The sequence below is a fragment of the Phycisphaerae bacterium genome, assembly GCA_017999985.1.
In the GTDB taxonomy this organism is placed as follows: Bacteria; Planctomycetota; Phycisphaerae; order UBA1845; family Fen-1342; genus JAGNKU01.
Genome location: JAGNKU010000002.1, coordinates 33,326 through 58,229, shown reverse-complemented (window position 1 = coordinate 58,229; position 24,904 = coordinate 33,326). Strand labels below are relative to the sequence as shown.

Annotated in this window: 16 protein-coding genes; 5 read left to right on the top strand and 11 right to left on the bottom strand. The window is 66.8% G+C overall.

Features of this window, described 5'->3' with window-relative positions; all coding sequences use genetic code 11:
• Positions 1 to 54: 54 nt before the first annotated feature.
• The 7 genes from KA383_03745 to pepD form a co-directional block, all read right to left on the bottom strand.
• Positions 55 to 1,224, bottom strand: coding sequence for a cytochrome C (locus KA383_03745; protein ID MBP7745220.1), 1,170 nt, complete (start codon positions 1,222 to 1,224; stop codon positions 55 to 57).
• Between the two features lie 266 nt (positions 1,225 to 1,490).
• On the bottom strand, positions 1,491 to 2,411 hold the full coding sequence (locus KA383_03740; GenBank protein MBP7745219.1) for a hypothetical protein: 921 nt from the start codon (positions 2,409 to 2,411) through the stop codon (positions 1,491 to 1,493).
• Between the two features lie 231 nt (positions 2,412 to 2,642).
• Entirely contained in the window at positions 2,643 to 2,831 is a 189-nt protein-coding gene (locus KA383_03735; protein ID MBP7745218.1) for a zinc ribbon domain-containing protein, read from the bottom strand.
• 145 nt (positions 2,832 to 2,976) lie between these two features.
• Positions 2,977 to 4,896 carry a molecular chaperone DnaK gene (gene dnaK, locus KA383_03730; protein MBP7745217.1) on the bottom strand — a complete coding sequence of 640 codons (1,920 nt, stop codon included), beginning with the start codon at positions 4,894 to 4,896 and terminating at the stop codon, positions 2,977 to 2,979.
• Between the two features lie 264 nt (positions 4,897 to 5,160).
• Positions 5,161 to 5,601: a hypothetical protein gene (locus tag KA383_03725; GenBank protein MBP7745216.1), complete on the bottom strand. Its 441-nt coding sequence runs from the start codon at positions 5,599 to 5,601 to the stop codon at positions 5,161 to 5,163.
• A gap of 41 nt (positions 5,602 to 5,642) precedes the next feature.
• The gene (locus KA383_03720) at positions 5,643 to 7,694 is read right to left on the bottom strand and encodes a S9 family peptidase (GenBank protein MBP7745215.1); all 2,052 of its coding nucleotides are present in this window, start codon (positions 7,692 to 7,694) and stop codon (positions 5,643 to 5,645) included.
• 157 nt (positions 7,695 to 7,851) lie between these two features.
• Positions 7,852 to 9,360, bottom strand: a complete 1,509-nt coding sequence (gene pepD / locus KA383_03715; GenBank protein MBP7745214.1) for a beta-Ala-His dipeptidase — start codon at positions 9,358 to 9,360, stop codon at positions 7,852 to 7,854.
• Between the two features lie 164 nt (positions 9,361 to 9,524).
• On the opposite strand from pepD, the gene KA383_03710 reads away from it, so the two are divergent.
• The 5 genes from KA383_03710 (at position 9,525) to KA383_03690 (ending at position 18,598) form a co-directional block, all read left to right on the top strand.
• Positions 9,525 to 11,093 (top strand): HAMP domain-containing histidine kinase, encoded by a 1,569-nt coding sequence (locus KA383_03710; protein ID MBP7745213.1) that lies wholly within the window; start codon positions 9,525 to 9,527, stop codon positions 11,091 to 11,093.
• 129 nt (positions 11,094 to 11,222) lie between these two features.
• Complete coding sequence (gene ccsA / locus KA383_03705) at positions 11,223 to 14,519, top strand: cytochrome c biogenesis protein CcsA (GenBank protein MBP7745212.1); 3,297 nt, start codon at positions 11,223 to 11,225, stop codon at positions 14,517 to 14,519.
• Positions 14,512 to 15,996 (top strand): PQQ-binding-like beta-propeller repeat protein, encoded by a 1,485-nt coding sequence (locus KA383_03700; GenBank protein MBP7745211.1) that lies wholly within the window; start codon positions 14,512 to 14,514, stop codon positions 15,994 to 15,996. The genes ccsA and KA383_03700 overlap by 8 nt, the downstream gene beginning before the upstream one ends.
• Positions 15,997 to 16,149: 153 nt before the next feature.
• On the top strand, positions 16,150 to 17,424 hold the full coding sequence (locus KA383_03695; protein MBP7745210.1) for a PQQ-like beta-propeller repeat protein: 1,275 nt from the start codon (positions 16,150 to 16,152) through the stop codon (positions 17,422 to 17,424).
• Positions 17,425 to 17,458: 34 nt separating this feature from the next.
• The gene (locus tag KA383_03690) at positions 17,459 to 18,598 is read left to right on the top strand and encodes a YceI family protein (protein MBP7745209.1); all 1,140 of its coding nucleotides are present in this window, start codon (positions 17,459 to 17,461) and stop codon (positions 18,596 to 18,598) included.
• Between the two features lies 1 nt (position 18,599).
• Here the strand turns inward: KA383_03690 and KA383_03685 are convergent, their stop codons facing one another.
• The 4 genes from KA383_03685 to tadA form a co-directional block, all read right to left on the bottom strand.
• Positions 18,600 to 19,520, bottom strand: coding sequence for a phosphodiester glycosidase family protein (locus KA383_03685; GenBank protein ID MBP7745208.1), 921 nt, complete (start codon positions 19,518 to 19,520; stop codon positions 18,600 to 18,602).
• A 14-nt stretch (positions 19,521 to 19,534) separates the two neighbouring features.
• The gene (locus tag KA383_03680) at positions 19,535 to 22,117 is read right to left on the bottom strand and encodes an immunoglobulin domain-containing protein (protein MBP7745207.1); all 2,583 of its coding nucleotides are present in this window, start codon (positions 22,115 to 22,117) and stop codon (positions 19,535 to 19,537) included.
• A 156-nt stretch (positions 22,118 to 22,273) separates the two neighbouring features.
• Positions 22,274 to 22,816, bottom strand: a complete 543-nt coding sequence (locus tag KA383_03675) for a nitroreductase family protein (protein ID MBP7745206.1) — start codon at positions 22,814 to 22,816, stop codon at positions 22,274 to 22,276.
• Positions 22,817 to 23,111: 295 nt separating this feature from the next.
• Positions 23,112 to 24,791, bottom strand: a complete 1,680-nt coding sequence (gene tadA / locus KA383_03670) for a Flp pilus assembly complex ATPase component TadA (GenBank protein ID MBP7745205.1) — start codon at positions 24,789 to 24,791, stop codon at positions 23,112 to 23,114.
• Positions 24,792 to 24,904 lie beyond the last annotated feature (113 nt).

Here is a 24,904-nt window from a genome sequence, read left to right as displayed (position 1 = left end):
CGATCCACGCGCCAGACAGCCGGTTGGCTGCCACCCCGCGGAGCGTGCCAGGCGTCATTCTGCCAGGCGTGTCTCCACATACCCGTCCGAGAGGGTCCGCATGAACGCGACGATCGCGGCCTCTTCGTCCTGCGTCAGTCCGAGGTTGCCGAGCTCGTCGCTATTGACGTTCATCGGCACTTCCGGCTCCGGCCAGGGCTCGACGTCACGCGTATTGTAGAAGTGCACGATCTCTTCGAGCGACTTGAAGTAGCCGTTGTGCCCGAACGCCTTCACGAAGTCAGGGTAGGGCCGCAGGTCGACGTTGCGGAGCGTCGGCACCTTGTGCTTGCCGAGCTCGGGTTCGAACATCTCCGGCGGATAGCCGGCCGCTTCGAGGAACCCGCCCAGGCCCATGTCCACCCACAGCCAGCCGTCGGGGTTCCAGCGCCGCGGCATGGTATAGAACGGATTCTCGCCGTTGCGCGGAACGCCGAGGTTGTCATACGTGAAGTCGGTGAACAAGGGTGCCGGGCCATCACTGAGGTGGCAGAGCGCACACTTGCCCGTTGTGTTGAACAGCTCCAGGCCCCAGGCTTCCTGCTCCGTGAGTTCCGCCTCGCCCTTCAGGTAATAGTCGAACTTCGAGGTAAACGGGTTAACCTCGGCGGATCTCTCAAACGCGGCGACGGAACGGGCGATCCGCTCATACGTGCCCGCCACGTCCTTCACCGGGTCGAGCGACCCCGGCCCCCACACTTCCTCGAACAGGCCGGCGTAGCTCGATTGGGCAACCTTGGTGCAGACCAGCTTGGCGTTGGGGTTGTTCTGCTCCAGTGGATTCAGGAACGGGCCCATCGCCTGTTCCGCGAGCGGGTCACCCAGCGTCCAGCCCGTGGCGCGCCCATCCCAAAACATGCCGCCCACCCAGAGCCCCTCATCCTGGTCGTAGTACATCACGGGGCTGTCGCCGCCGTACGCCGCCGTCGGGGGTTTCCGGTTGCCGAAGCGCGTGTGCACGGCACCCGGATACACGGCGCCGTGTGCATTGATCGTGCTGTGCGGTCCGGTGTAACCCACCTCCGGCGCATGGCAAGCCGCGCACGACTGCCCGTGCGGCGTCGACAACTGGTTGTCAAACAACAAGAACTTGCCGAGTTGTTCGAGCGGCGTCAGCTCCTGCGCAGCCGCCGTTGCCACCATTGCGCTGGTCAGGACACAAGCCAACAGGATTCTGGTTCGCATGTTTCGTCCTCCATGCCTGGTTCGAACGGACCTCGCCACGATCATCTGGATCATCACCGCCATGTGCCGCAGCCTGTCACGCGAGGGAAGCGGGCGACAGCTCGTGCCGCGCCCGCCCCCACCGCTCTCCGCTTGGCAACGAAACCGATGTGTCTAGCGCGCACGGTAGCAGGCCACCGTGTGCGTTTCCATAGGCGCGACCTGCATTCGCGCGTAGGAATCGACCTACACACTGGCGCGCGTCACAGCACGCGCCGCGTCCGCGATTACTTCGGCTGACTGGCGGGCTGCGACGCCGGCTGCGTGGCGGGCTGGGATGCCGGTTGGGTCGGGGTCGGTGACAGGGCGCGCATCTGCGCTTTGGTTTCCGTCATGGGCGGCAGGCCGAGCGCTGCCCGGCGGGCGTCGACGTGCTCTTCGTCCTCGATCGCGTAGGGCTGATACGTGCCATCCTTGAGCACAAATTGCGTGCCGTAGATTTGCGGCTTGCCTTCGTACATGAGCACGCGGTCGGTGAGGTAGGCGACGCTGGTTGGGCGCACGTCCTTCTTCTCCAACGCGGTCTTCATCAAGTCCAGGCACTTTTTCTGAAACTCGAGTTCCTGCTTCGGCCCCGCGTGCTGGATGAGCAGGAACGCGGCCAGTTCGCCTTCCTCCCCGACCAGGCTGATGGTCGGCCAGCCATGGTCGGCGACCACGCGCTTGAGCCACGCCGTGTTGTCGTCATCGATCTTGCGCATCTCCGTCGGATCGGTGGCGGGCCCCTGCCGTACGCGCTGGTCGGCCTGCATGCGGCGCATGAGCTCGTCGTACAGTTCCGGTTTCTTCAGTGACCGGCGGAAACGCTCGCGCGCGGCGGTGCATTTCTTCAGGACCTCCGCCCAGCGCGCGTCGTCGTGGAGGGATCGCAGGTCGGCGTCGTTCTGCACATGCTCAACGTCGCGCCAGCCGGCGGCGATGGCCCGGTCGAGACATTCGAATGCGCGGTCGACGCGGGCGGTGAGGGCGTAGCAGCAGGCGGTGTTGTATAGGACGGGCGCGGAGAGCTGGCCAGCCAGGATCGCCGTTTCGAACAGGGCCGCTGCCTGCGCATATTCACCCGCGATGTACGCCGCCTCGGCCTCGGCGACATAGTCGCGTTCGGGTTGCTGAGCCAGAGCCGTCACCGCCAAGGCCGTCCATAGCATGGTTGTCTGCGGAAATGAGCGCATTCGGCACCTCCAAGGCGGTAGGAGAACGGGCGGGTCCCAATTTCGCAAGGGCGGCAGCGGCCGCCAAGGCACACACCATCACAGCGGTCGGTTAGAAACTGCCGCGCGCCGTCCGCAGCCCGCGGTGCTGATCCGCAACAGCCGGGGGGTACGCGCAGCGACATCTTCGATTGTGCCGCCCTCGACCAGGGCTTAGCGGCGCAGGCCTCAGCCGCGGCGCGGCGTGCAGCCTGAGGCTTTCGGCTGCGAATGGCCGGCCGAGAACGTCGAGGGCTTGCGTGCAGCCTTCGCGTATTGGCAGTTGGGGCACGGCCTCGGCGAGTCGTCGCCGATCTTTACCAGGGACTCCTCGAAGACGTGACCGCACTTGGGGCATAAGTATTCATACGTGGGCATGTTGCGCTGCGCACTCCCGCGGGCTCGCGTCCCGATTAAGTACTTGAGCCGCCCCGAGGTCGGACTCCACTCTGGTCGGCTGATCGACGGCCGACTCGGCGGTCGGCCACTTAGGACTCGTTGAACGATATCAGCTCGGTGGCGGCTACTTTTTGACTTCGAATTCCGCGTCGATCACGTCGTCATCCTTCCCGCCGGGTTTGCCTTCTGCGCCCGGAGGGGGCGGGCCGGCGGCGGGGCCGGCGGCGCCCGCGGCGGCTTTCGCGCCGGTTGACTTGTAGACCGCCTCCGCCAGCTTGTGCGACTTGGCCGTGACCTCTTCCATCGCCTTCTGGATCACGCCGGCGTCTTCGCCCTTCTGCACGTCCTTCAACCGATTCACGGCCTGCTCGATCTCGCCGCGCGTGCCGGCATCGACCTTGTCGCCGTGCTCCTTCAACGTCTTCTCCGTCGAGTACACGAGCTGGTCCGCCTGGTTGCGCAGGTCGATGAGCTTCTTCTTGGCCTCGTCCTCGCTCGCGTGCGACTCGGCGTCCTTCACCATCCGCTGAATCTCGTCATCGCTCAGGCCCGACGACGACTTGATCTCGATGGACTGCTCCTTGCCCGTGCCGAGGTCCTTCGCCGACACGTTCAGAATGCCGTTCGCGTCGATGTCGAACGTGACTTCGATTTGCGGCAGGCCGCGCGGCGCCGGCGGCAGGCCCGTGAGCTGGAACCGCCCCAGCGTTCGGTTCGCGTCCGCCATCTTGCGCTCGCCCTGCAGCACGTGGATGTCCACCGCCGGCTGGTTGTCGGCCGCGGTGGAGAAAATCTCCTTCTTGCTCGTCGGGATCGTCGTGTTGCGCGGGATCAGCACGGTCATCACGCCGCCGAGCGTCTCGACGCCCAGCGACAGCGGCGTCACGTCGAGCAGGACGATGTCCGACTTTTCACCGCTGAGGACGGCGCCCTGGATGGCCGCGCCGACCGCGACGACCTCATCCGGGTTGATGCTGCGGTTCGGCTCCTTGCCGAAGATCTCCTTCACCAACCGCTGCACCATCGGGATGCGGATCGACCCGCCGACGAGCACGACCTCATCGATGTCCTTCGGCGAGAGCTTCGCGTCCTTCAGCGCCTGCACGACCGGCCCGCGGCACCGCTCGACCAGGTGCTCCACGAGCTGCTCGAACTTCGCGCGCGTCAGCGTCATCTGCAGGTGCTTCGGCCCGCTCGCGTCCGCCGTGATGTACGGCAGGTTGATCGTCGTCTCCATGCTGCCGGAGAGCTCGCACTTCGCCCGCTCGGCAGCTTCCTTCAGCCGCTGGAGGGCCATCGGGTCGTTGCGCAGGTCGATGCCTTCCTTCCGCCGGAACTCCTCGGCGAGGTAGTCGATGAGCACCTTGTCGAAGTCATCGCCGCCCAAGTGCGTATCGCCGTTCGTGCTGAGCACTTCGAAGACGTTTTCGCCGACGTCGAGGATCGAAATGTCGAACGTACCGCCGCCCAGGTCGAAGACTGCGATCTTCTCGTTGGCCTTCTTCTCCAGGCCGTACGCCAGGGCCGCGGCGGTCGGCTCGTTGATGATGCGCTCGACCTTCAGGCCGGCGATCTGCCCGGCCTCCTTGGTCGCCTGGCGCTGCGAATCGTTGAAATACGCCGGCACGGTGATCACCGCGCGATCCACCGTCTCGCCGAGGTAGCGCTCGGCGGTGGCCTTCAGATCGCGGAGGACCATGGCCGAGATTTCCGGCGGCGCGTATTCCTTGTCGCCGATCTTCACGCGCACCAGCTCGTCCGGCCCACCGACGATCGTATAGGGCACCGTCTTCTCTTCGCTGGACACCTCGCGGTGCCGCCGGCCCATGAAGCGCTTGATGGAGAAAACAGTGTTGATCGGGTTCGTGACCTGCTGATTGCGAGCCCGCTGCCCGACCAGCCGTTCACCCTTATCCGTAAACCCGACAACCGACGGCGTCAGCCGCGAGCCGGAGTCATTGATCAGCACCTTGGGCTGGCCACCTTCCATGATGGCGACCACCGAGTTCGTCGTGCCGAGGTCGATACCGATGATCTTCGACATCTCAATCTCCCTACAGAGAGAGCGCCGGCATCATCGCCAGGCGCAGACTATCCGTATGTCGCCGGAAGCAAGGTCGATACCACAAGTTGGGTAGGCCCGGTTTCGCTGCAAGCCATTCTGCGATGGTGGGTTATGGCAATCGGCTTACGCCCCACCGTGGCGTGCGCCCTGCCAAACTGACAGCGCCACCGCCGCCGCGGCAGTGTTCACGCAGGCATGAATATACGGAGACGCCGCCCCGCAAGCGCTCCCGATATGCCGCTGTCAGCCGGCGGTGACACGCCAGATGCGGCGTGACGCGACCAGCAAGGCCACGCCGATGGCGACGTAGATGAAACCCACGATCATCCGCGGCACGTGGCTGTGGCGCAGCAGGTACCCGAACAGGCTCATCAGCGCGACGAATCCCCAGGTGGGAAGTGAGAGAAAGCCACCTACGCAACGGCCGTCGCCACGCGCCCGAATGCGGGTCACGATGCGGGCGGCGGTGCGGTCAAGAACGAAGCGAGCCTTGAGGAGGCCGATCACGACCGCCGGCAGGAGCAGTAGCGCGCCATATGGCGCGCTGGACGCGAGTAGCCAGCGACCGCCGAAAAACGCGAGCAGCGCCCCGACGACCGACCACAGCATCGCCGCCAGCAGCAGATGCACGCGTGCCGGCGCGGCGGGCTTGAAGACGTCGAGTTGTGATCGCAATCGGCCCATGTCGTGCAGGAGAGGCGGGTTCACCGGGGCCGGCGCTGGGCCTATCGCCGCTTCTTTGTCCAGCGATCAAGCCAGCCGATGACCTCTTCGTGCCACTGGATGCTGTTCGCCGGCTTCAGCACCCAGTGGTTCTCGTTCGGGAAATAGAGCAGGCGGCTCGGGATGCCGCGGCGTTGCAGGGCGGTGAACGTCGCCAGGCCCTGCGTGTCCACCACGCGGAAATCGTTGCCGCCGTGAATCACCAGCGTCGGCGTCCGCCACTTGTGCACGTGGTCCGCCGGGTTGTGCCGGGCGTACGCTTCCGGCCGCCCCCACGGCGTGCCGCCGCGCTCCCATTCGGGGAACCACAACTCCTCGGTCTCGTAATACGCCATGCGCTCGTCGAGATTGCCGTCGTGGCAGACGAAACAGCGGAACCGGCCGCGCCAGTTGCCGTGCATCCAGTTGATCATGTAGCCGCCGTACGACGCACCCAACGCCGCCACGCGCCGCCCATCGAGCCACTTGTACCGTGCGAGGGCCGCTGCCAGACCCTTCTGCAGATCCTCCAGCGGCCGATCGCCCCAGTGATCGCGGATCGCGTCGGTGAACGCCTGCCCGTAGCCGGTCGAGCCGTGAAAATCCACCATGACCACGGCGTAGCCCGCGCCGGCGTACACCTGCGGGTTCCAGCGATAGTGGAAATCATTGCCGAACGAGCCCTGCGGCCCGCCGTGCACGAGGAACGCGACGGGGTACTTCTTCCGTGGGTTGAAGTCTGCCGGCTTCACGACGTGGGCGTACACCGTTTCATCATTCCAGCCGGTGAACGTGAATTGCTCCGCGGTGCCCATACGCACCGCAGCGACCTTGGCGGCATTGATGCGCGTCAGGGCGCGCGAGCGGCCGCCACGGACGCCGACTGAGTACAACTCCACCGGGCTGCGGTGGTGGCACAGACCGTACACCAACCGGTCACCCGCCGGCGCGATCTCGGTCACCTTGCCCTCGGCGACCACCGTCCGCACCTTGCCCGTCGCCGCGCTCACCGCGAACAACGGATGCTGCCCGAGATGATCGGCGACCGTGTAGATCGTCTTCGAATCCGGCGACCAGACGATTTTGCCCGGCGAACGGTCCCAGCGCTCCGTAAGCACGCGCCGCGGGCCGGTCCGCCAGCGCTGCAGGACAATCCGGAAACGGTCGGCCTCAAAGCCGGGCCGAACCATGGCGAGATAGGCCAGCGTCTTGCCGTCCGGCGAAAACGTCGGCTGGCTGACGGTCGCACCCTGGCCATCAACGAGCACGCGCGGCCGGCGCGAACCGTCGAGCGGCGCGATGAACAGGTCGAAGTGCGTGGACCACGCTTCCTTGCGGCCGACATCCCGCGCGGCGAATACGAGCGCCTTGCTGTCCGGCGTGAACGTGAACTCCTCCGCGCCGCCGAAAGGCTTGGCCGGCGCGTCTGCATCCATGCCCCGCATCACATCAACAGGCTTGCCGTCGGCGGTGGGCATCACCCACAAATGCGATCGACGACCATCCTTCCACGTGTCCCAGTGGCGGACGAAGAGGCGCTCGTAGACGCGGCCGGAAGCCTTTTTCTCTTTCAGCGCGTCGAGGCGTCGGCGTGTGTCAGCGAGCTTGCGGGCGTCGGGGAATACCTCGATGGCGAGCGCGAGGTAGCGATTGTTCGGCGACAGTGCAAAGCACTCCACGTCGAGCGGGAGCTTCGTCACCTGCTCGGCCTCGCCGCCGTCGATCATGAGCCGCCAGACCTGCCCGGAGTCCGAACGCGACGAGAGGAAGTAGAGCGTACGGCTATCGGACGCCCAGCGCGGGCTGCTGCTGCCGGCCGGGTGCGTCGTCAGGCGGCGCAGGCCGGAGCCATCTGCAGCCATGAGCCAAATGTCCGTGCGGCCCTTGTTGGCTTCGAGATCCGTGACACGCACGACGAACGCCAGCCAGCGGCCATCGGGCGAAGCCTGCAGGTCGCTGATGCGCTCCATCGCCAGCAGGTCGTAAACCGAAAACGGATGCGTCCGCTTCCGGCCCGCCTGGGCGAACCCCGCGACGACCAGCCCCGCAACCGCCAGGCAGACAAACGCGGTCATTCCAAACATGCACACGCTCCCACGCTGCGCCGGTGACCTGCACGCGTGCCACTGCCCTCGAGCAGTGGCGTCCACACTACGCACTGCTCAAGAGCAGTGGCACAATGCACCGCCAACGCAGAATCTGAGCGTGGCGGCTCGTTCACCACTGTTCGCACTAGCCCTTCGCCAGTTCCGCCAGGATCGCCGTCAGGAACCGCCAGGACTTGTCCACGCTGGCAATGTAGACGCGTTCGTCGGGGCTGTGGGCGCCTTCAATGTGCGGCCCCAGCGAGATCATGTCCATCTGCCCCACGCCGATGCGCTCCCCGATGATGCCGCACTCCAGGCCCGCGTGAATCGCCGCCACCTTCGGCGGGTTGCCAAACAGACGCTCGTAGATGCCGCGGCAGGTTGCCAGCAGCGGCGAATTCACATTCGGCTGCCAGCCGGGATAGGAATTGTGCGACACGACTTCCGCCCCGGCCAGTTCGCCGATGGCCGCCAGCTGGCGGGCAGTCGCATGCAGTTGAACCGACGAAGAGCTGCGCGACAGGCACCCCAGGATGAATCGCAGCCCACCGTTATGGACATGGCATTCAACGGTGGTCGCGCCGTTCGACGTCTGCACCAGCCCGGGAATCTCCGGCACCACCGCCAGCACGCCGTGCGGCAGCGCGGTCAATAGCGTGAGCAGGCGCCGCGTATCCTTCGGCGTGGCGGCGAGCGTAACGTCGCTCGCCAGCGCCTTCTCCACCGTGATCGTGCAGCCGGCCTCGCCTCCGGCCCGGACGGCCGTGGCATGCACCTGGTCGCCCGCCGCGCTGAGCTTGGCACCGAGGTTGGCCGCGCCGATCACGAGGGCGGAGGCCTCGCGCGGGATGACGTTGCGTTTGGTCCCGCCATGCAGCGCCGCGACGCGCAGCCGCCCATCTTCGACGCCACTGAGCGTCTGCACCAGCAGCTTGATGGCGTTGGCACGGTTCTGGTGGATATCGACGCCGGAGTGGCCGCCGCGCAGGCCGGTGACCGTGACGCGCCAGACGCCGAACTTGCCCGCCGGCTCGGCCGCCTTCAGGTCGAGCGTGATGGTCGTGTCGCAGCCACCCGCGCAGCCGATGTACAGGGCGTCGTCCTCTTCGGAATCGAGATTGAGCATACGCCGGCCGCGGAAGAAGTCGGGCGCCAGCGCCTTCGCGCCGGTCATGCCCATCTCCTCGTCGATCGTGCAGAGGATTTCGAGCGGGGGATGGACAATGTCCGGCGTCGTGGCGGCGGCCAGGGCCAGCGCCAGGCCGATGCCGTTGTCGGCCCCCAGCGTCGTACCAGCGGCGCGAATGATCGGCTCCTGCGCCGGGCCGTAGCGGTCCTGCACCAGGCGGATCGGATCGCGGTCGAAGTCGTGCTCGATGTGGGCGTTTTTCTCACAGACCATGTCGACATGGCCCTGGAGCACGACCGGCGGCGCATGCTCGTGGCCGGGTGTCGCCGGGACGTCGAACACGATGTTGCCGACCGCATCCTCGCGCATGGGGAAGCCGCGCTCGCTCGCGAAGCGCCGCACATGCGCCCGGATCTGCTCCTCGCGCTTGGAGGGGCGCGGCACGGAAGCCAGCTCGGCAAAATGACGCCACACGGCGGCGGGTTGCAGGCCCGCGATCGCGGACAGGTTCGCTTGCATGGTCACTGATCGTTCCTCCTGCGGGTTGAAATCAGGCGGGCATTCTAACGCGAACCGGGCGCCAGCGTCATCCGGGCGGGTCGCGTTTGCCGGCCGGTGGTGCGCGTGCTACGCTACGGGCCGCCGAAGTTGCGCGCGCCGCGCCCGTAGCTGCGTTATCCTGATACTTCATGCCCAGCGAAGCCATCGAACTGCTCGCGATCCGGACGCCCGCGCCGCATGAGCCACACCGGGCCGGAGCTCTCGTCGTGCTCATGCGGCTGAACTGGTTCGTGCGGCTGCGCTGGGTGTTCGTCGTGGGCGCGCTTGCCTTGCTCTTGCTCGAGCGCGTGTCCACGCCGAACGCCCAGCGTCCCTGGCCGCTGTGGGCGGCCGTGCTGGCCGTGGCCGGGATCAACGTGGTCTGGGGGCTGGTGTTCCGGCTGTTGCGGCGCGGGCTGCACGACGAGGATCGGCCGCACGCACAGGCGGTGCGCAGCGGGCAGCGCTTCGCCAACGCGCAGATTGCCGTCGACCTCCTCTTGCTCAGCACGATCCTGCATTTCGCCGGCGGCGTCGAGAATCCGATGGCTGTGTTCTACCTGTTCCACGTCGCGATCAGCGGCCTGCTGCTCACCGGTTGGCAGGCCCTGCTGCAGAGCTGCTGGGCGCTGCTGCTGTACGCGGCCGTCGCACTCGGCGAGTGGAGCGGCGTGCTGCCGCACTACGCGTTCCTGCCGCTGCTGGGGACGACCGGCTTGCATCGCGCGGCGGGTTTCGTGCTGGTCATGCTGGGCGTCGTGGCGTTCGGCGTGCTCGGCACGCTGTATTTCACGCTGCGGATCGCCGAGCTGCTGGATCGCAATGATGCCCTGCTGCACGCCGCAAACACGGCCCTGGAGCGCTCGCGACAGGCGCTTGAGGACCTCCAGCAACGCCGCGCCCGCTTCATGCAGACCGCGACTCACCAGCTTAAGAACCCGCTGGCGATCGCCCAGACGCTGGCCGACCTGGTGCGCGATGGGATCGTCACCGATGAGGCCGGCATTCGCGCTACCTGTGAGAAGATCGCCCGCCGGGCGGCCGAGGGCCTTGCGCAGGTCACGGAGCTGCTGACGCTGGCCCGCGTGCAGCAGGCCGACCCGCGCCAGCAGCGCGCGAGCCGCGTGGATGTGGTGCAGGCGGTGACCGACCTGTGCCGCCAGTTTCGACCGCTGGCCCAACCGAAGGGGATCGACCTGACGTGCTGGACGCCGCGTGACCGGGAGCTGCACGTCCGCCTCGACCCACAGGATTTCCGCGACTGCATCGGCAACCTGATCGAGAATGCCATCAAGTACACGCCCGGCCCGGGGCGCGTGCGCGTGGCGGTGACCGCTCGACCGTCGACCGGGTCGGCCGAGTCGGTAGCGATTCACGTCAGCGATTCGGGGATGGGTTTTGACCCGCAATTGCTGCGCGCCCAGGGGGGGACGCTCGGTGAAGAGCCGGTCTTCGACGCCTTCCGGCGCGGGCCGAACGCGCTCGCGGCCGGCATCCCCGGCACCGGCCTGGGCCTGACGATCGTGCGGGAGGTGGTCGAGCAGGCCGGCGGGCGGATCTGGCTGGTCACGCGGCCCGGGGCTGGTTCAAGCTTCACCGTGACGCTGCCTGCCGCGGCCGCGCCCGCGGAGCCGTCCCTGGCGCGCGACACGCGGGCCACGGAGGTGGTTCTGGAACTGCCGCCCGATGAGACGCCCGGGCAGAGTGGTCCTGCATGAGCGGCCCCGGCGGAGCCGGTAGCGGTTATCAAAAGTTGCCGGGGCCGCGTCGCCAGCCTAGTGTCGATTCGGTACAGTGTCCGCCACGCGAGCCTGAGCCGAGGCCCGAGAATCCGTCGGGAAGTGCCTATGAATGTCCAAGTCGCGCCGGCACCCACGCAGCCTCCGCGCCGCCATCCGCTTGTGCGCTTGTTGTCGAGCATCTGGCTGGGTGTCGCGCTGCTGAGCCTGATTCTCATCTACAGTTCGGTCGTGTCGGCCTACGCGCCGGTTCGCTGGGCGCTGGAAGTCACGGAGATGCAGGCATTCCGACACTGGCTGTTCGCCCTGCTGGTCGCGCTGTTCACGCTGTCGCTTGCGGCCGCCACGTTCTGCCGCATGCACTGGCGCTGGATCAACGCCGGCGCGCTGGTCGCGCACCTGGGCCTCCTGCTGCTCGTCGGCGGGGCGTGGGCCTACTTCGGGACGAAGATCGAGGGCGAAGTCCTGCTGCGCGCCCCGGCGATCCAGATTCGCGCCACCATCGGCGGACGCAGCGCCATCATCGATCAGTTTCGCGCGTCCACCGGTGCGACATGGTCGAGCACGCTGGCGACGGGCACGGACCCCATCACGATCCACGTGGTCGAGACGACACCCGACGGCGTGCAGCCCGTCGCCGCGGCGAAGCTCCACGTGCACGTCGGCGACGCGCCCCCGCGCGTCGTCGCGGTGGGAGCCGGTGCTGACGACTGGCAGCCGCTCACCGAGACGCTGAGCGCGCACCTGGCGACGTATGCCGCCCAGAACGGCTTCTACGACGATGAAACGCCCGTGCTGCACCTGCGGAACCTGACCACGGGAGCCGCGACCACCGCCGTCATCGCGCGGCTGCCGATTCATCGCGAGCGCTACCTGCCGGACGAGGGCGTGCTGAGGGATGCACGCGGCACGGAAATCCCCTCGTACCGCACGCGCCCGGCGATCAAATTGCTCGGCTTGAGCATCCCGACCGGCTGGTTCGAGCCGTGGCGCATGCCGATTGACGTGCCGGCGGAAGGGCTGCCCTTCACGATCCGCATCACCGGCTATGTGCCGTACGTCGTCGAACTGCAGCCGCACAAGTCGCCGGATGGCAAGTCGCGTATGCTGCCGACCCTGGAGGTGCGCGAGACGCGCCAGCAAGGCATCTCGCCGCGGGCGGCGTCGGCCCTCCGTCTGCAAATCACGGGGACCGGCGATTACGCCGGCTGGACCGATACGCAATGGTGCCCGTTCAGCTCGTACGTGGAGGTGAACGCGCATCCGATCACGATCCAGGCGCCGGACGGCCGGTCGGCGTGGGAGGTGCTGTATACACGCGCGCGGCACAACCTGGGGGCCACCATCGCCGCCAGCCGGGTCAGCGCGACGTATTTCCCCGGCCAGCGTGGCATCGAGTCGTACCGCAGCGATGTCTACGTGCAGACCGGCGACGCCGCGCCACGGGCCGCGACCGTGTCCACGAACCAGACGCTGGCGATCGGCCACTGGACGTTGTTCCAGAGCGGCTTCGATTTCCAGAATCACTGGGAGTACACGGTCCTTGGCGTCGGCAACCAGATCGGCATCTGGCCGATGAACATCGGCTGGATCATCGTCACCCTCGGCTGCCTCTTCGCGTTCTACGTCAAGCCCGCCCTGCTCCGGCGGATGAAAGGCGCGGCGCTGCCCGTGCTGCTGATCGGGCTGTGCGTGTTCATCCCCGCCTGTCGCAAGCCGGTTGAGCCGTTCGAGGCGTCGAAGACAGCGATCACGCTCGACCAGAAGGTGGATTGGACCAACGCGCGCCTCATCGTGGTGCAGGACGGCGGACGGTACAAGACGCTCGACTCGTTCGCCCGCGAGTCCTTCGCCGCCATGACCGGCAAGGAGCACCTGCCCGGGCTGACGCCGGCCGCCTCACTGCTCGAATGGCTGTTCCATCGCGACGCGTACGTGGATACGCCGCTGCTGCGTGTGAAGGAGATCGGCCTGCGTGCCCTCCTCACCACGCACATGACCGAGGAGAAGCGGCGGCGCATCCTCGCAAAGCCGCATTTCACGCCACGCGAGCTGGCCGACCCCGCGGTTGAGACCGCGCTGCGCAGCGTGGAGCCGAAGCCGCTCATGCGCAAGGCGGCGAACCGCGTGCGAACGGCGCAGGCGCTGGCGGCCAATCTCGAACGCATCATCACGCTCGTCCCACAGCCGGGCGGCGACGCCGTCGCGCCCTGGTTCGTACCGCAGCAGGTGCTGGCCAACCTGGCCGATGACCAGCTGGCGCAGCTCGGGCTGGCGCGCGGCGCCCAGCGACCGCTGCCGGGTGTCACGCCCGAGCAGGCGCTCGCCGTGACGGTGGCCTGGTCGTCGTTACGCGCCGCGTGGCTCGAGGGCGACACGGCAGGCGTGCAGAAATATCTCGATCGCCTGAGCGTTCTGCTGCCCACCTTGGCCGGCCCCGGCGTGTATCCCGCCCAAGGGCAACGGATGGCGGAAGTGCGCTACTACGCGCTCGGCAAATTCACTGGCGGCTGGCTACTGTATTTCGTGGCATTCCTGGTAAGCATCCTGGCACTGGTGACGCGCTGGCGCGTGCCGTGGGTGCTGACGCTGATCCTGCTGGCCGCCGGGCTGACGTGGCACGCATACGGCCTCGGGCTACGCTGGTACATCCTCGGGCGCGTGCCGGTGGCGAACGTGTTTGAAGCCGTGGTTGCCTCGGCGTGGCTGGGCATTGTGACGGCGGTGCTGCTCGAATTGTGGCTGAAGCCGCGGATTCTGCTGGTGGCGGCGAGCGCGACGGGTTTTCTCGCGCTGGTGGCTGCTGGCTACGTGCTGCCGGGCGGCGAGTTGAGCACGATCCCCGGCATTCTCGATCACATCCAGCTCCGTATTCACACCGTCCTCATCAGCTTCTCATACGCCCTGATCTTCCTGGCAGCGGTGATCGCGGTGGCGTATCTCATCGGCTACTACTCGGTGCGCTATGGACAGGCAACGGGGGCGAGTGCGGTGCCGGTCGGACCGGATGGCGGCATGCTCGACGTGAGTCGTCAGCGACCGTTGTTGGCGGGTGCAACACCCGGCGACGAGGGGCGCGGCGCGAATCTGCCGGCGTGGCTCAACAACATCGACTGGAGCCACCTCATCATCCTGAACCTCGTGTTCGTGATGTTGTTCGTCGGCGGCGTCATCATGGGGGCGATCTGGGCAAACGAGTCGTGGGGCCGACCGTGGGGCTGGGACCCGAAAGAGGTCTTCGCCCTGAACACGTGGATCATCTACGCGATCCTCATCCACATTCGCTTCGTCGTCCGCAACCGCGGCCTGTGGACGGCCTGGCTCTCCATCGCCGGCTGCATCATGATGGCGTTCAACTGGTTCTTCGTGAACTTCTTCATCAACAGCATTCACAGCTATGCGTAGCGCACGAATCACAGCATCGCTGAAAGCACTGCTGCTCTGCACCGCCACGGCACTCGCCGCGCCGCCCGATTCTCAACCCGCGACACGCCCGACTGCCGACGCCTGGCCCCTCTGGGGCGGCAGCCCGGCGCGCAACCCCGTCTCGCCCACGATTGGCATTCCCGCTGAGTGGGACCTGCAGAAGAAAGAAAACATCCGCTGGATCGCCCCCCTGGGCACCCAATCCTATGGTGGCCCGGTCGTCGCCGGCGGCAAGATCTTCGTCGGCACCAACAACGGCCGTGAATATCGCCCCGACATCAAGGGCGACAAGGGCTGCGTCCTGTGCTTCGACGAAAAGACCGGCAAGCTGCTGTGGCAGGCAACACATGACAAGCTTGCCACCGGCCCCGCCAACGACTGGCCGGAGCAAGGTGTCGCCTCAACGCCGTGCGTGGACGGCGACCGAGTTTATTACGTCAGTAACCGTTGCGAGCTGGTCTGTGCGGACGTGAACGGCCTGCGCGACGACCGCAACGATGGGCCGTACAAGGACGAGCGCTACACGACGCCGGAAGACGCGGACTTCATCTGGATACTCGACATGATCCGCGAATTGGGCGTCTATCCACACAATCTGGCGGCCTGTGCACCGCTGGTCGTCGGCGATCTGGTCTTCGTCTGCACATCCAATGGCGTCGACGACGAGCATGAAAAGCCGCCGGCACCGCAGGCGCCGTCGTTCATCGCCGTCGACAAGACCACGGGCAAGGTCGTCTGGAAACGCAATGACCCCGGCGAGCACATCCTGCATGGCCAATGGTCTTCGCCAGCGTATGGCGTTATCGATGGCCAGCCGCAGGTCATCTTCGGCGGCGGCGACGGCTGGTGCTACGCGTTCGAGCCGCGCACCGGCGAGCCGCTCTGGAAGTTCGACCTGAACCCCAAGGACGCGGTCTGGGAGGTTGGCGGCTCCGGCACGAAGACCAGCATCGTCGCGACGCCGGTGATCGTCGGAAACACGGTGTATCTTGCGGCCGGCGACGATCCGGAGAGTTCGTCCGGTGAGGGGCATCTCTACGCAATCGACGCAACGAAACGCGGCGACATCACGGAGACCGGCAAGCTGTGGCATTTCGGCGGCAAGGACTTCGGCCGCACGATTGCGAGCGTCGCCGTGGCTGACGGGTTGCTCTACGCGGTTGATCTCGACGGCTACCTCTCGTGCCTGGATATAAAGACCGGCCAGCGGCACTGGCGCCATGACATGCAGGCGGCGGTCTGGGCGTCGCCGTGCATGGTTGATGGCAAGGTGTTCCTCGGCAACGCGGACGGCGACGTGGTGGTCGTGCAGCACGGCCCGACGTTGAAGGAACTGGTCCGCAACGACATGCGCAACGCGGTCTACGCCACGCCGGCAGTCGCGAACAGCGTGCTCTATGTCGTAACGCAGCGAAACCTGGTGGCGATTGCGTCGCAGCCACAAGGCGGCAATTGATTTGCGACGCGACCGATGTCTGACAACTTCTGACAGGCTCCGACAACGGCGCGCTGCGCGTGGCGATCGTTGCGCGGTAGGATGACCGCCAGGATCGCCCGGGTCGGCAGGCACACCGGCCGCGCGATCCGGGGCTTGTCCGCGAGGAATCCGATGCGTGCCCTGCGTCTTGCCGCTTATCCGTCATCGGGGTTGCGGGGTGTCGCAGCGCTCCTGACGCTTGGTCTGGCCAGCGCTGCTCAGGCCCAGTGGACGCAATGGGGCGGCCCCCACCGCGATTTCACCTGCGACAGCACCGGCCTCGCCGACCGCTGGCCCGACGACGGCCCGCGCCGCCTCTGGCGCAGCGACATCGGCCCGGGACATTCCGCGATCGTCACCGATGGAGACACGCTCTTCACGATGTGCCGGCGCGACAACCAGGACGCCGTGCTGGCCTTCAACGCCGCCACCGGCGAGCCGGTGTGGGAAACCCGCTACGACGCCCCGCCGAAGGAAGACATGCTCCTCGACCTCGGTGCGGGACCTCACTCCACCCCCCTGCTCGTCGGTGACCGGTTGTTCACCCTCGGCGCCATGGCGCACTTCCACGCCCTCGACAAGAAAACGGGCAAGATTCTGTGGGCACATGACCTCGCGGCGGAGTACGGCGCCAGCCACCTCGGCCGCGGCTACGGCGCCAGCGCCATCGCCTACCAGGACAACGTCATCATCAACCTCGGCGGTAAAGACGCCGGCGTCGCCGCGTTCAAGCAGGACACCGGCGCGCTCGTGTGGAAAAGCGAGGCCTTTCGCGGCGGGTATCCTTCGCCCATGCTCGTGCGGCTGAATGACGAAGACCATCTGCTGTGCACGCTCGGTGCCGCGCGCATCGGCCTCGACCCCGCGACCGGCCAGACACGCTGGAAGACGACCGTGGATGTCCAACTTGCCGGCATCATGAGCTCGCCCGTGTGGGTTCCGCCGGACAAGGTGCTCTACAGTTGTGCCTACGGCGGCGCCACGCAGCTCTTCCGCATCACCCAGAAGGACGGGGCGTACACCGCTGAAGAGGTTTGGCTGGAGCGCAAGATGAAAGTCATGCACGGCAGCCTGGTCCGCATCGGCGACGCCGTGTATGGCTCCAGCGGCGATTTCGGTCCGGCGTTCCTGATGGCAATCGACCTGAACACGGGCAAGATCCTGTGGCGCGAGCGCGGCTTCGCGAAGGCGACGCTGCTGTACGCGGACGGGAAGCTCATCATCCTCGACGAGGAAGGCAACCTGGCGCTCGCGACCGCCACGCCCACCGGCCTGGAGGTCCACTCGAAGGCCAAGGTGCTCGAAGAGAAATCCTGGACCGTGCCGACGCTGGTTGGCACGCGCCTGTATCTGCGCGATGATCACTCGATTATGGCGCTGGACATCGGTCCGGCCGACAAGGGCTAATGGCCGGCGCGCCTGTCTCTCGCGAGGTGCTCCCATGTTGAGACGCATCGTCCGCTGCACTGCAGCGCTGTTGCTGGTCGCTCTGCCGGCCGCCCGCGCCGCCGATGTGCCGCCGCGCACCGAAGGCGGCCAGGCGCTGGTCGTGCCCGAGGTCCACCTCGACCTGGGCGACGTGTATCACGTCACGCCGGGTGAGGACACGCAGTTCGTGTGCACGTCAGACGCCCCGCTTCAACACGTCGTGGTCACATGCCAGCGCGCCGTGGGCTACATGGTTTCGCCCTTCGACCTCGGCGCGAACGATGCCCCGCTCGTCGCAGGTGCGCTGCGGATACCGGTGGCCGCGTTGAAAACCGGCGTCGAAGACCAGGACAGGCTGCTTCAGAGCACCCCCCTGCTGAATGCCGCTGAGTATCCGGAGATCACATTTCTCGTTACTGGCGTCACGGACACGAAGCTGGTCGGCGAGGACAAGGGCCGCAAGCGCTATACGCTGACAATCGCGGGCGACCTGGGCGTGAAGGGTAAGACCGTGCCGCTCGCCGTGCCTGCGAAACTGGAGCTGATTCCGTTCACCTGGCAGACGATGGGCCGCACGGTTGGCGAGCTGCTCGTGCTCCGGACGGCGTGCGATCTCAAGCTCGTGGACATCGGCGTGGAGCAGCCCGACCGCTCGTTCAGCGAGCGCATCCCTGAGAGTGTGCACATCAACGTCTGCCTGCTGTGCAACACGATGTCGCCCGAGACGTTGCTCGACCCGAACATCAAGCGCCCCCACCACCTGCGCCAACTGGCCTTTCTGACACGGCTGCGGGACTTCAACGACCCGGAGAAAGCCTACGAACAGGGCCGCGCGTTTCGCAAGGAAATCTGGGACGACGCCCAGGCCCTCAACCGGCTCGCCTGGGCCGTCGTCGCTGAGCCCGGCATCGCCACCCGCGACCTGCTCTTTGCCGGCGGGACGGCGCAGCGCGCCAACGAGCTGACCGAGTTCAAGGACCCCACGCTGCTCAATACGCTGGCACGCGTGTGCTACGAGAAGGCGGACCTGGACGGCGCGGTGAAGTGGATGCGCGCGGCCGTCGACCATCTCGAAGGCACACCGCCACCGGTCGCCGCCGAGATCCGCGCCACGCTCGAGCGCTACGAAGCCCGCCAGAAGCAGGAGCCCTGACCTACTTCGTCTCGCGCAGCCGCACACCCATGCTTGCCCCCACGGCGCGCCAGTGCCCGTCACTCGGGCGATTCGTAATCTGCACGCCGCCCGGCGGAGCGAACACGAACGACGACGACCCGCCGCCGTCGAGGTTCAACGCCGCGTCCGCGCCCAGCTTAATCATCAGATCCGCCAGCTCGGGGAGCGTCATGCCGATGCTCCACTCCGGCTGGCGGCCGTCGATCACGACCAGAATGAGCGTCTGGCCGTCGGCGCTGATCCCGGCCGCGGTGCGCGGATGACGCTCCTGCGGGCGGGGCAGCGCGGTGGCGCCGGTGTTGCGGCCACCCTCCACCAGCAGCCCGCCGCTCTTGTTGCCGGCTTGCCCGATCCCACAGACGACATCGTCCATGCCGTCCAGCTCCGCGCCGGTCAGCATGCCAATCCGCGGCTGCCGGTCTTTGGTCAACGCCAGCACCGGGCTTGGCTGCTCCAGGCTCGGCGACACCGCGCGGCCTTCGCTGACGCACGGCCCGACGAGGTCGATCGGTGTGCCGGCCGGCAGCGGCCCTTTCGTGTCGCCGATGCGCGCGAAGAAGTGCGTGTTGACGGCCAACACCAGCGCCTCGCGCCGCAGCCAGTCAGGCGTGGTCTCGAGGTGCGTTTCCGTGCCGGGCGGATCATCGGCCCTCGGCGCAGGCGGCGCGGTCACGCGGATGTCCACGCGCGGGTCGCTCAGGTCGATCTTGGCAGCCCAGCCGCGGATTGGTTTTTCTTCGACGGTGAGTTTGATTTCCTCAACCAGGATGGGCAACCTGGCCACCGGCTGCGACGCGGGCACCGACGTCGGACGCGACTCCTGCCAGGCGGACGCCTGCCAGACCAGCGCGCTCACCAGCGTCAGGCACGGCACAAGCACGCGACGCTTACGATGTGACATGGGTCACCCCGAGTTCATGCGCCACTGAGCAACTCCACAAACGGGTTGATGTCGCGGAAGCCGACCGTCCCATCGCGGTTGATGTCGCCATTCTCGTCGGGACAGTCAGGATAGAGCAGCTCGTACTGCGCTGGCGTCGCCAGCCGGAGCACGAACGGGTTGATATCGTCAAACCCGATGCCGCCGTCGCAATTCAAATCGCCCACGACGCAAATGGTCAGTACGGCCGTATCGCTGGCGACCGCGCCTGCGGGGTTCGTCACGACCACGTCGTAGTTGCCCGCGTCCGTACCGTAGACCCATTGGATCGTCAGCGTGTCGGTGGCGGCCCCGCTGATGCGGCTGCTGTTGAACAGCGGAAGACCATTCCTCCGCCACCGGTACGACAGCGGCGGATTACCCTCGGCCACAACGCTGAAAGTCGCTGGCTCGCTCTGGCACGCGACGGTGTCCACGGGCTGCAGCAGTACGACCGGCAAATGCCCGCCAAACTCCCACGTGTCCGCCAGACGCAGACTGCCATCGTCGCCGCCGAACAGCACGCCGATCGCCCGGGCGCTGTCGTACGCGAGGGCGTGTGCCGCGCGGCCCGGGGCGCCAGCCACGGTCACCGGCGACCAGGCATAACCGTTCCAGTGCCACGTGTCGTCATACACACCGCCGCCCGCCGGCGCGCCGCCGTACAGCACGACGACGCCATGCACACCGTCATAAGCGAGCGCGTGTTTCTGGCGCGCGGCCGGACCGCCGGCACCCGTGTTCATCCACGTGCTGCCGTTCCATTCCCATGTATCACCCAGGACCGTGCCGCCGTCGAAGCCGCCGAACAACACCGTGCGACCACGATTGCTGTCAAATGCCAGCGCGTGCCCCGTGCGAGCGGTCGGGCCAGTGGTGGCACGCTGCGTCCAAGTGGCCCCGTTCCACTCCCAGGTGTCGCTGAAGCGCGTCCCACCGTTGTCACCGCCGAACAGCACCACGACGCCGCGGTTGCTGTCATACGCCAGCGCATGGTTCGCCCGGGCGGCGGGACCGCTCGCCGCACGCTGGGCCCAGGCCGTGCCGTCCCATTCCCAGGTGTCGCCGAGACAGGCGCTGCCGTTATCGCCGCCGAACAGTACGGTCACGCCGCGCGCACTGTCGTACGCCAGCGCGTGGTACGCCCGCGCGGACGGTCCCGGCGTGCCGCGCGGCGCCCACGCCGATCCATCCCATTCCCAGGTGTCATCCCAGCGCGTCGCGCCATCGACACCGCCAAAGAGCACGCTCAGACCACGGCCGCTGTCGAACGCAAGGGCATGCCCAGCGCGGGGTGCCGGATGCGGCGCGGGCGATTTGTCGAGCCACGACAGCCGGCGTTCGTCGTCGCGCTCGGCGACGGACACATCCGCCGGCGCCCAGGCGTTGGCGCTGCAGTGGACGACCGCCGTCGCATCGTAGGTGTCCTCGTCGTGCGCCGCCGCCAGCGTGACGTACTGATACGTGTCCCAGTTCGTCGCCGAGAAAGTCAGGTTCGCGCCGGCGACGACAGTCACGTTGTTCGAGCCGCTGGCCCGGGCCACCGATACCGCCAATGTGCCGCCGGGATTCGCGTCCAGCTTCACGCCGAATGTGGCCGTCCCGCTTTCGAAGATGGTGACGTTGCTCACAGTCGTCACGATGTGCCGTGGCGAGTAGTTCACATACGCAGCGGCGTAGCCGACGCGACAGCATTCGTACGGGATCCGCATGTACCCGCTTTCGCCCCACCAGGTCCCCCACGAGTTCCGCAGGAACCAGATGCCCGCCGGGCCCTGGTTGTCGTCCCAGCCAACGAGTACGACGGCATGGTTCAGCGCCCCGTCCGCGCACGCGTTGAAGATGCCCGTGTCGTAAGCCTGGAAGGCGTCGTTCACGTGGACGCCGACCGCGACGGGGCCGTGTTCCCAGATGGCCTGCTTGAGCTGCGCGACCGTCGGGACGCCCGAGCTCGGCCCGACGTAGTACCACGAGTCGAGGCAGTAGGGATGCTCGTACGGGCAGTTGCAGGGTGCGTTATAGGCCACGTATGGAAAGCTCGTTTCGAGCACCGCGCCGCTGTCGCCGCAGGGGTCCTGCAGTCCGTTGCAGCGCAAATACTGAAGGGCGTCCGTATGCCAGCCGCCGCTGCAGTCGCCGGCCGCCGTGCAACTGACCAGCCACTGCTCAGACAGATTCGTGCTGACGGCGTCGCGGATCCGGATCGCACACTCCATGGCGCCGATGGCACTGAACGCCCAGCAACTGCCGCAGCCGCCCTGGTTGCGGATCGGCGTGCAACCGCCCAGCGTCCGCCAGTCGAAGCTGGCCGGCAAGTCGCGCTGCACCGGCAGGTTGTCGAATTGCCCGGTCCGGCGCCAGTCCGGCGGTTCGACCAGGCCGCAGAGTTGTTCCAGCGGTATCCCGGTCACGTCGTTCTCGGCCACGGTAAACGTCCAGCCTTCGGCCGCGGCCCGCTTGCGGAGCGCCGCGACGTCATCCGTCGAAAGCTGCGCATACGTCGTGCCGGTCAGGCTGGCGGCGGCCAGCACCAGTCCCCACACCAGACGCAGGCCGTTGAGGGCGAGGGTGCCGTTCATGACTTTCCCCATTTTCAACTACGCATGCGACTGCGCGCGGACACGACCCGCCGCGTCGCCGCCAACCTGTCCCAGTATACACTTTCGGCCACGTATGCCGGCGGCCCGCACCGGCGTGTCCGAGAAGTCGTCGGTGTCCGCCTGCGCCCCGCGTCGCTATGTGACCGGGCCGTAACGGTCGGTGCTGAAGATCTCGCTCGGCGGCTTGCGCCGGGCGTCGTCGAGCGGAGCATTCAGGTCCGGCGCCGTGGGGTAGCCGACCGGCGTGAGGGCGATAATCTTCACTGCATCGGGAATGGCGAGGAGTCGCTTCAGACGCCGCTCGTCAAAGGCCCCCACCCAGCAGGTGCCCAGTCCCTCGGCCACCGCCGCGAGCGTCAAGTGGTCCACCGCGATCGCCACGTCGATTTCGACGCTGTTGCCATAACCGCCCATGTGCTTGTACGCCTGCTGCGGCAGACCGCAGGCCACGACGACGAGCGGCGCCTCCGCGATCCAGAACTGGTCATTGGCGGTCGAGGCCAATTGCCGGCGCAGCTCCGGGTTTTGCACGAATACGAAACGCCACGGCTGGAAATTGCACGCCGAAGGCGCCGCCCGCAGCGCGCCGCGCAGCCGCTCCAGGACCTCGGGCGGGATGGGCCGGTCGCTGTACGAGCGCACACTGCGACGGGTGTTGATCGCTTCCAAGACGTCCATCGCGCGTCTCCCGCAAAGGTCCGCTATTTGAGAGTATCGCCCGCGCTGCGCGGAAGTCAAAGCGGGGGGCGTGCGTGTGCGCGCCTCGTATTTCCGGATAGGAGCCCCTTGCACCGGCAGCGCACTGCGGTGATCGGTGCGCCCGCGGCAGCGCCCCCCTCGAAACGCCGCGTGGCCGTCAGACATGCACCCCCACTCCCAGCGAAGAGCGATCCAGCTCTGCTCTGTCGCCAGCACCGCTGAAGTTACAGCTTTGCTCCCCCCAAGCCATCAATTGCGTCGCGCGGATGCCGGCCTAGACCTTCGTTACGCGCAGCACTTCCTGGGGCGTCGTGAATCCGCGGCGGCACAGCTCCCAGCCAACGTCGCGCATCAGCACCAGCCCATGCTCACAGGCGACGGTCTGCAGCTGCGATGCGGATGCCTGGTTCAGAACCATCTCACGCAGCTCGTCGTCCATCACAAGCAGTTCGTACAGCGCCCGCCGACCGCTGAAGCCGGTGTTGCGGCATTCCTTGCAGCCCTTGCCCCGGAAGAGCTTCTCGCCGCGCTGGTACTTGAAGTCCGGCGGCAGCTTCGCCGGGTTGTCCGGCAGATACTCCTCCTTGCAGTGCTTGCAGATCAGGCGCACCAGGCGCTGGGCCAGCACGGCCTCCAACGAGCTTGACACCAGGAACGGCTCGACGCCCATGTCCAGCAAGCGCGTCGTCGCGGTCACGGCGTCGTTGGTGTGCAGCGTGCTGAACACCAGGTGGCCCGTCAGCGACGCGTTGATCGCGACCTCGGCCGTCTCCTTGTCACGAATTTCGCCCACCAGGATGACGTCCGGGTCGTGCCGCAGGAAGCTGCGCAGCGCGCGGGCGAAGGTCAGCCCGATCTTCGGAAGAATCTGCGTCTGGTTGACGCCCCCCAGATAGTACTCGACCGGGTCCTCGATCGTCAGGATCTTCAGCTCGTCGCTGACAATCTCGCGCAGCGCTGCGTAGAGTGTCGTCGTCTTGCCGGAGCCCGTCGGTCCGGTCACGAGCAGGATGCCGTGGGGACGACTGATCAGGTCCTGGAACATCTCGTACGTCTTGCCTTCCATGCCCAGCGTGGGCAGGTCGAGCTTCACCGACGTACGGTCGAGGATACGCAGCACGATGCCTTCGCCGAAGGCCATCGTGATGATGCTCACGCGCAAGTCGATTTCGCGCCCGTGGGCCTTGATCTTGAAGCCGCCGTCCTGTGGCAACCGCCGCTCGGCGATGTTCAGGTTCGACAGGATCTTGATGCGGCTGATGATCGCGTTCTGGAACCGGCGGATTTCCGGCGGCACGTTCGCAACATGCAGCACGCCATCGATGCGATAGCGCACCTGGAAGTCGTTCTCGAACGGCTCGAAGTGGATGTCGCTGGCCCGCTGGTCAATGGCCTCGATCAGGATCTCGTTCACCAGCTTGATGACCGAGGCCTCCTGGGCCATCTGTACGTCGAGGTCGGCAGACTCGAGCTTGGTTTCGTCGATGATCTCGAGTTCGCCGGCGTCCTGGACCATCTCCTGCAACACTTCGCCGCCGACGCCGTAGAACGCGCGGATGAGCTTGTGGATTTCGGTCCGGGTGGCGAGGACGGGCTCGACCGCCTGGTTGATGCAGGTGCGCACCTCGTCGAGGGCGTACATGTTATACGGGTCGGAGGTCGCGATCCGCACGCCCTTGCCATTCCGTGACAGCGGCATCAGCCCGTACTTGTGCACGAGCCGGCTGGGGATCAGCGAGAGGACCTCCTTGTCGATGTCCTCTTCGCGCAGCTCGACCACCGGGATCATGAGCTGCTCGCTGAAGACCGCCAGCACGTCGCGCTCGCTCACCAGCTCCTGGCGGATCAGCACCTGGTCGATCCGCTCGGCGGGCGACGTTCGCTGTGCGAGTGCCTCCTTGAGCTGCTCAGCCGTGATCAAACCCTTGGCGACGAGTGCTTCCCCGATCGGCATGGCAGTGTCAACCTATTTATCGACAGTCACTTACGGCGCGCATCCGCTGTAGAGACGCACCGCACCTCTGTCGCTTATACCCGCCGCGCCGGGTTCCGGTTGCGACGGGCAAG

What these genes read in the sequence shown, in the direction of transcription:
- ccsA (MBP7745212.1), top strand. Translation starts at nt 11,223, where the DNA reads ATGAATGTCCAAGTCGCGCCGGCACCCACGCAGCCTCCGCGCCGCCAT.
- dnaK (MBP7745217.1), bottom strand. Translation starts at nt 4,896, where the DNA reads ATGTCGAAGATCATCGGTATCGACCTCGGCACGACGAACTCGGTGGTC.
- KA383_03745 (MBP7745220.1), bottom strand. Translation starts at nt 1,224, where the DNA reads ATGCGAACCAGAATCCTGTTGGCTTGTGTCCTGACCAGCGCAATGGTG.
- KA383_03735 (MBP7745218.1), bottom strand. Translation starts at nt 2,831, where the DNA reads ATGCCCACGTATGAATACTTATGCCCCAAGTGCGGTCACGTCTTCGAG.
- KA383_03690 (MBP7745209.1), top strand. Translation starts at nt 17,459, where the DNA reads ATGTTGAGACGCATCGTCCGCTGCACTGCAGCGCTGTTGCTGGTCGCT.
- KA383_03720 (MBP7745215.1), bottom strand. Translation starts at nt 7,694, where the DNA reads ATGACCGCGTTTGTCTGCCTGGCGGTTGCGGGGCTGGTCGTCGCGGGG.
- tadA (MBP7745205.1), bottom strand. Translation starts at nt 24,791, where the DNA reads ATGCCGATCGGGGAAGCACTCGTCGCCAAGGGTTTGATCACGGCTGAG.
- KA383_03680 (MBP7745207.1), bottom strand. Translation starts at nt 22,117, where the DNA reads ATGAACGGCACCCTCGCCCTCAACGGCCTGCGTCTGGTGTGGGGACTG.
- KA383_03740 (MBP7745219.1), bottom strand. Translation starts at nt 2,411, where the DNA reads ATGCTATGGACGGCCTTGGCGGTGACGGCTCTGGCTCAGCAACCCGAA.
- KA383_03685 (MBP7745208.1), bottom strand. Translation starts at nt 19,520, where the DNA reads ATGTCACATCGTAAGCGTCGCGTGCTTGTGCCGTGCCTGACGCTGGTG.
- KA383_03695 (MBP7745210.1), top strand. Translation starts at nt 16,150, where the DNA reads ATGCGTGCCCTGCGTCTTGCCGCTTATCCGTCATCGGGGTTGCGGGGT.
- KA383_03675 (MBP7745206.1), bottom strand. Translation starts at nt 22,816, where the DNA reads ATGGACGTCTTGGAAGCGATCAACACCCGTCGCAGTGTGCGCTCGTAC.
- KA383_03710 (MBP7745213.1), top strand. Translation starts at nt 9,525, where the DNA reads ATGCCCAGCGAAGCCATCGAACTGCTCGCGATCCGGACGCCCGCGCCG.
- KA383_03725 (MBP7745216.1), bottom strand. Translation starts at nt 5,601, where the DNA reads ATGGGCCGATTGCGATCACAACTCGACGTCTTCAAGCCCGCCGCGCCG.
- KA383_03700 (MBP7745211.1), top strand. Translation starts at nt 14,512, where the DNA reads ATGCGTAGCGCACGAATCACAGCATCGCTGAAAGCACTGCTGCTCTGC.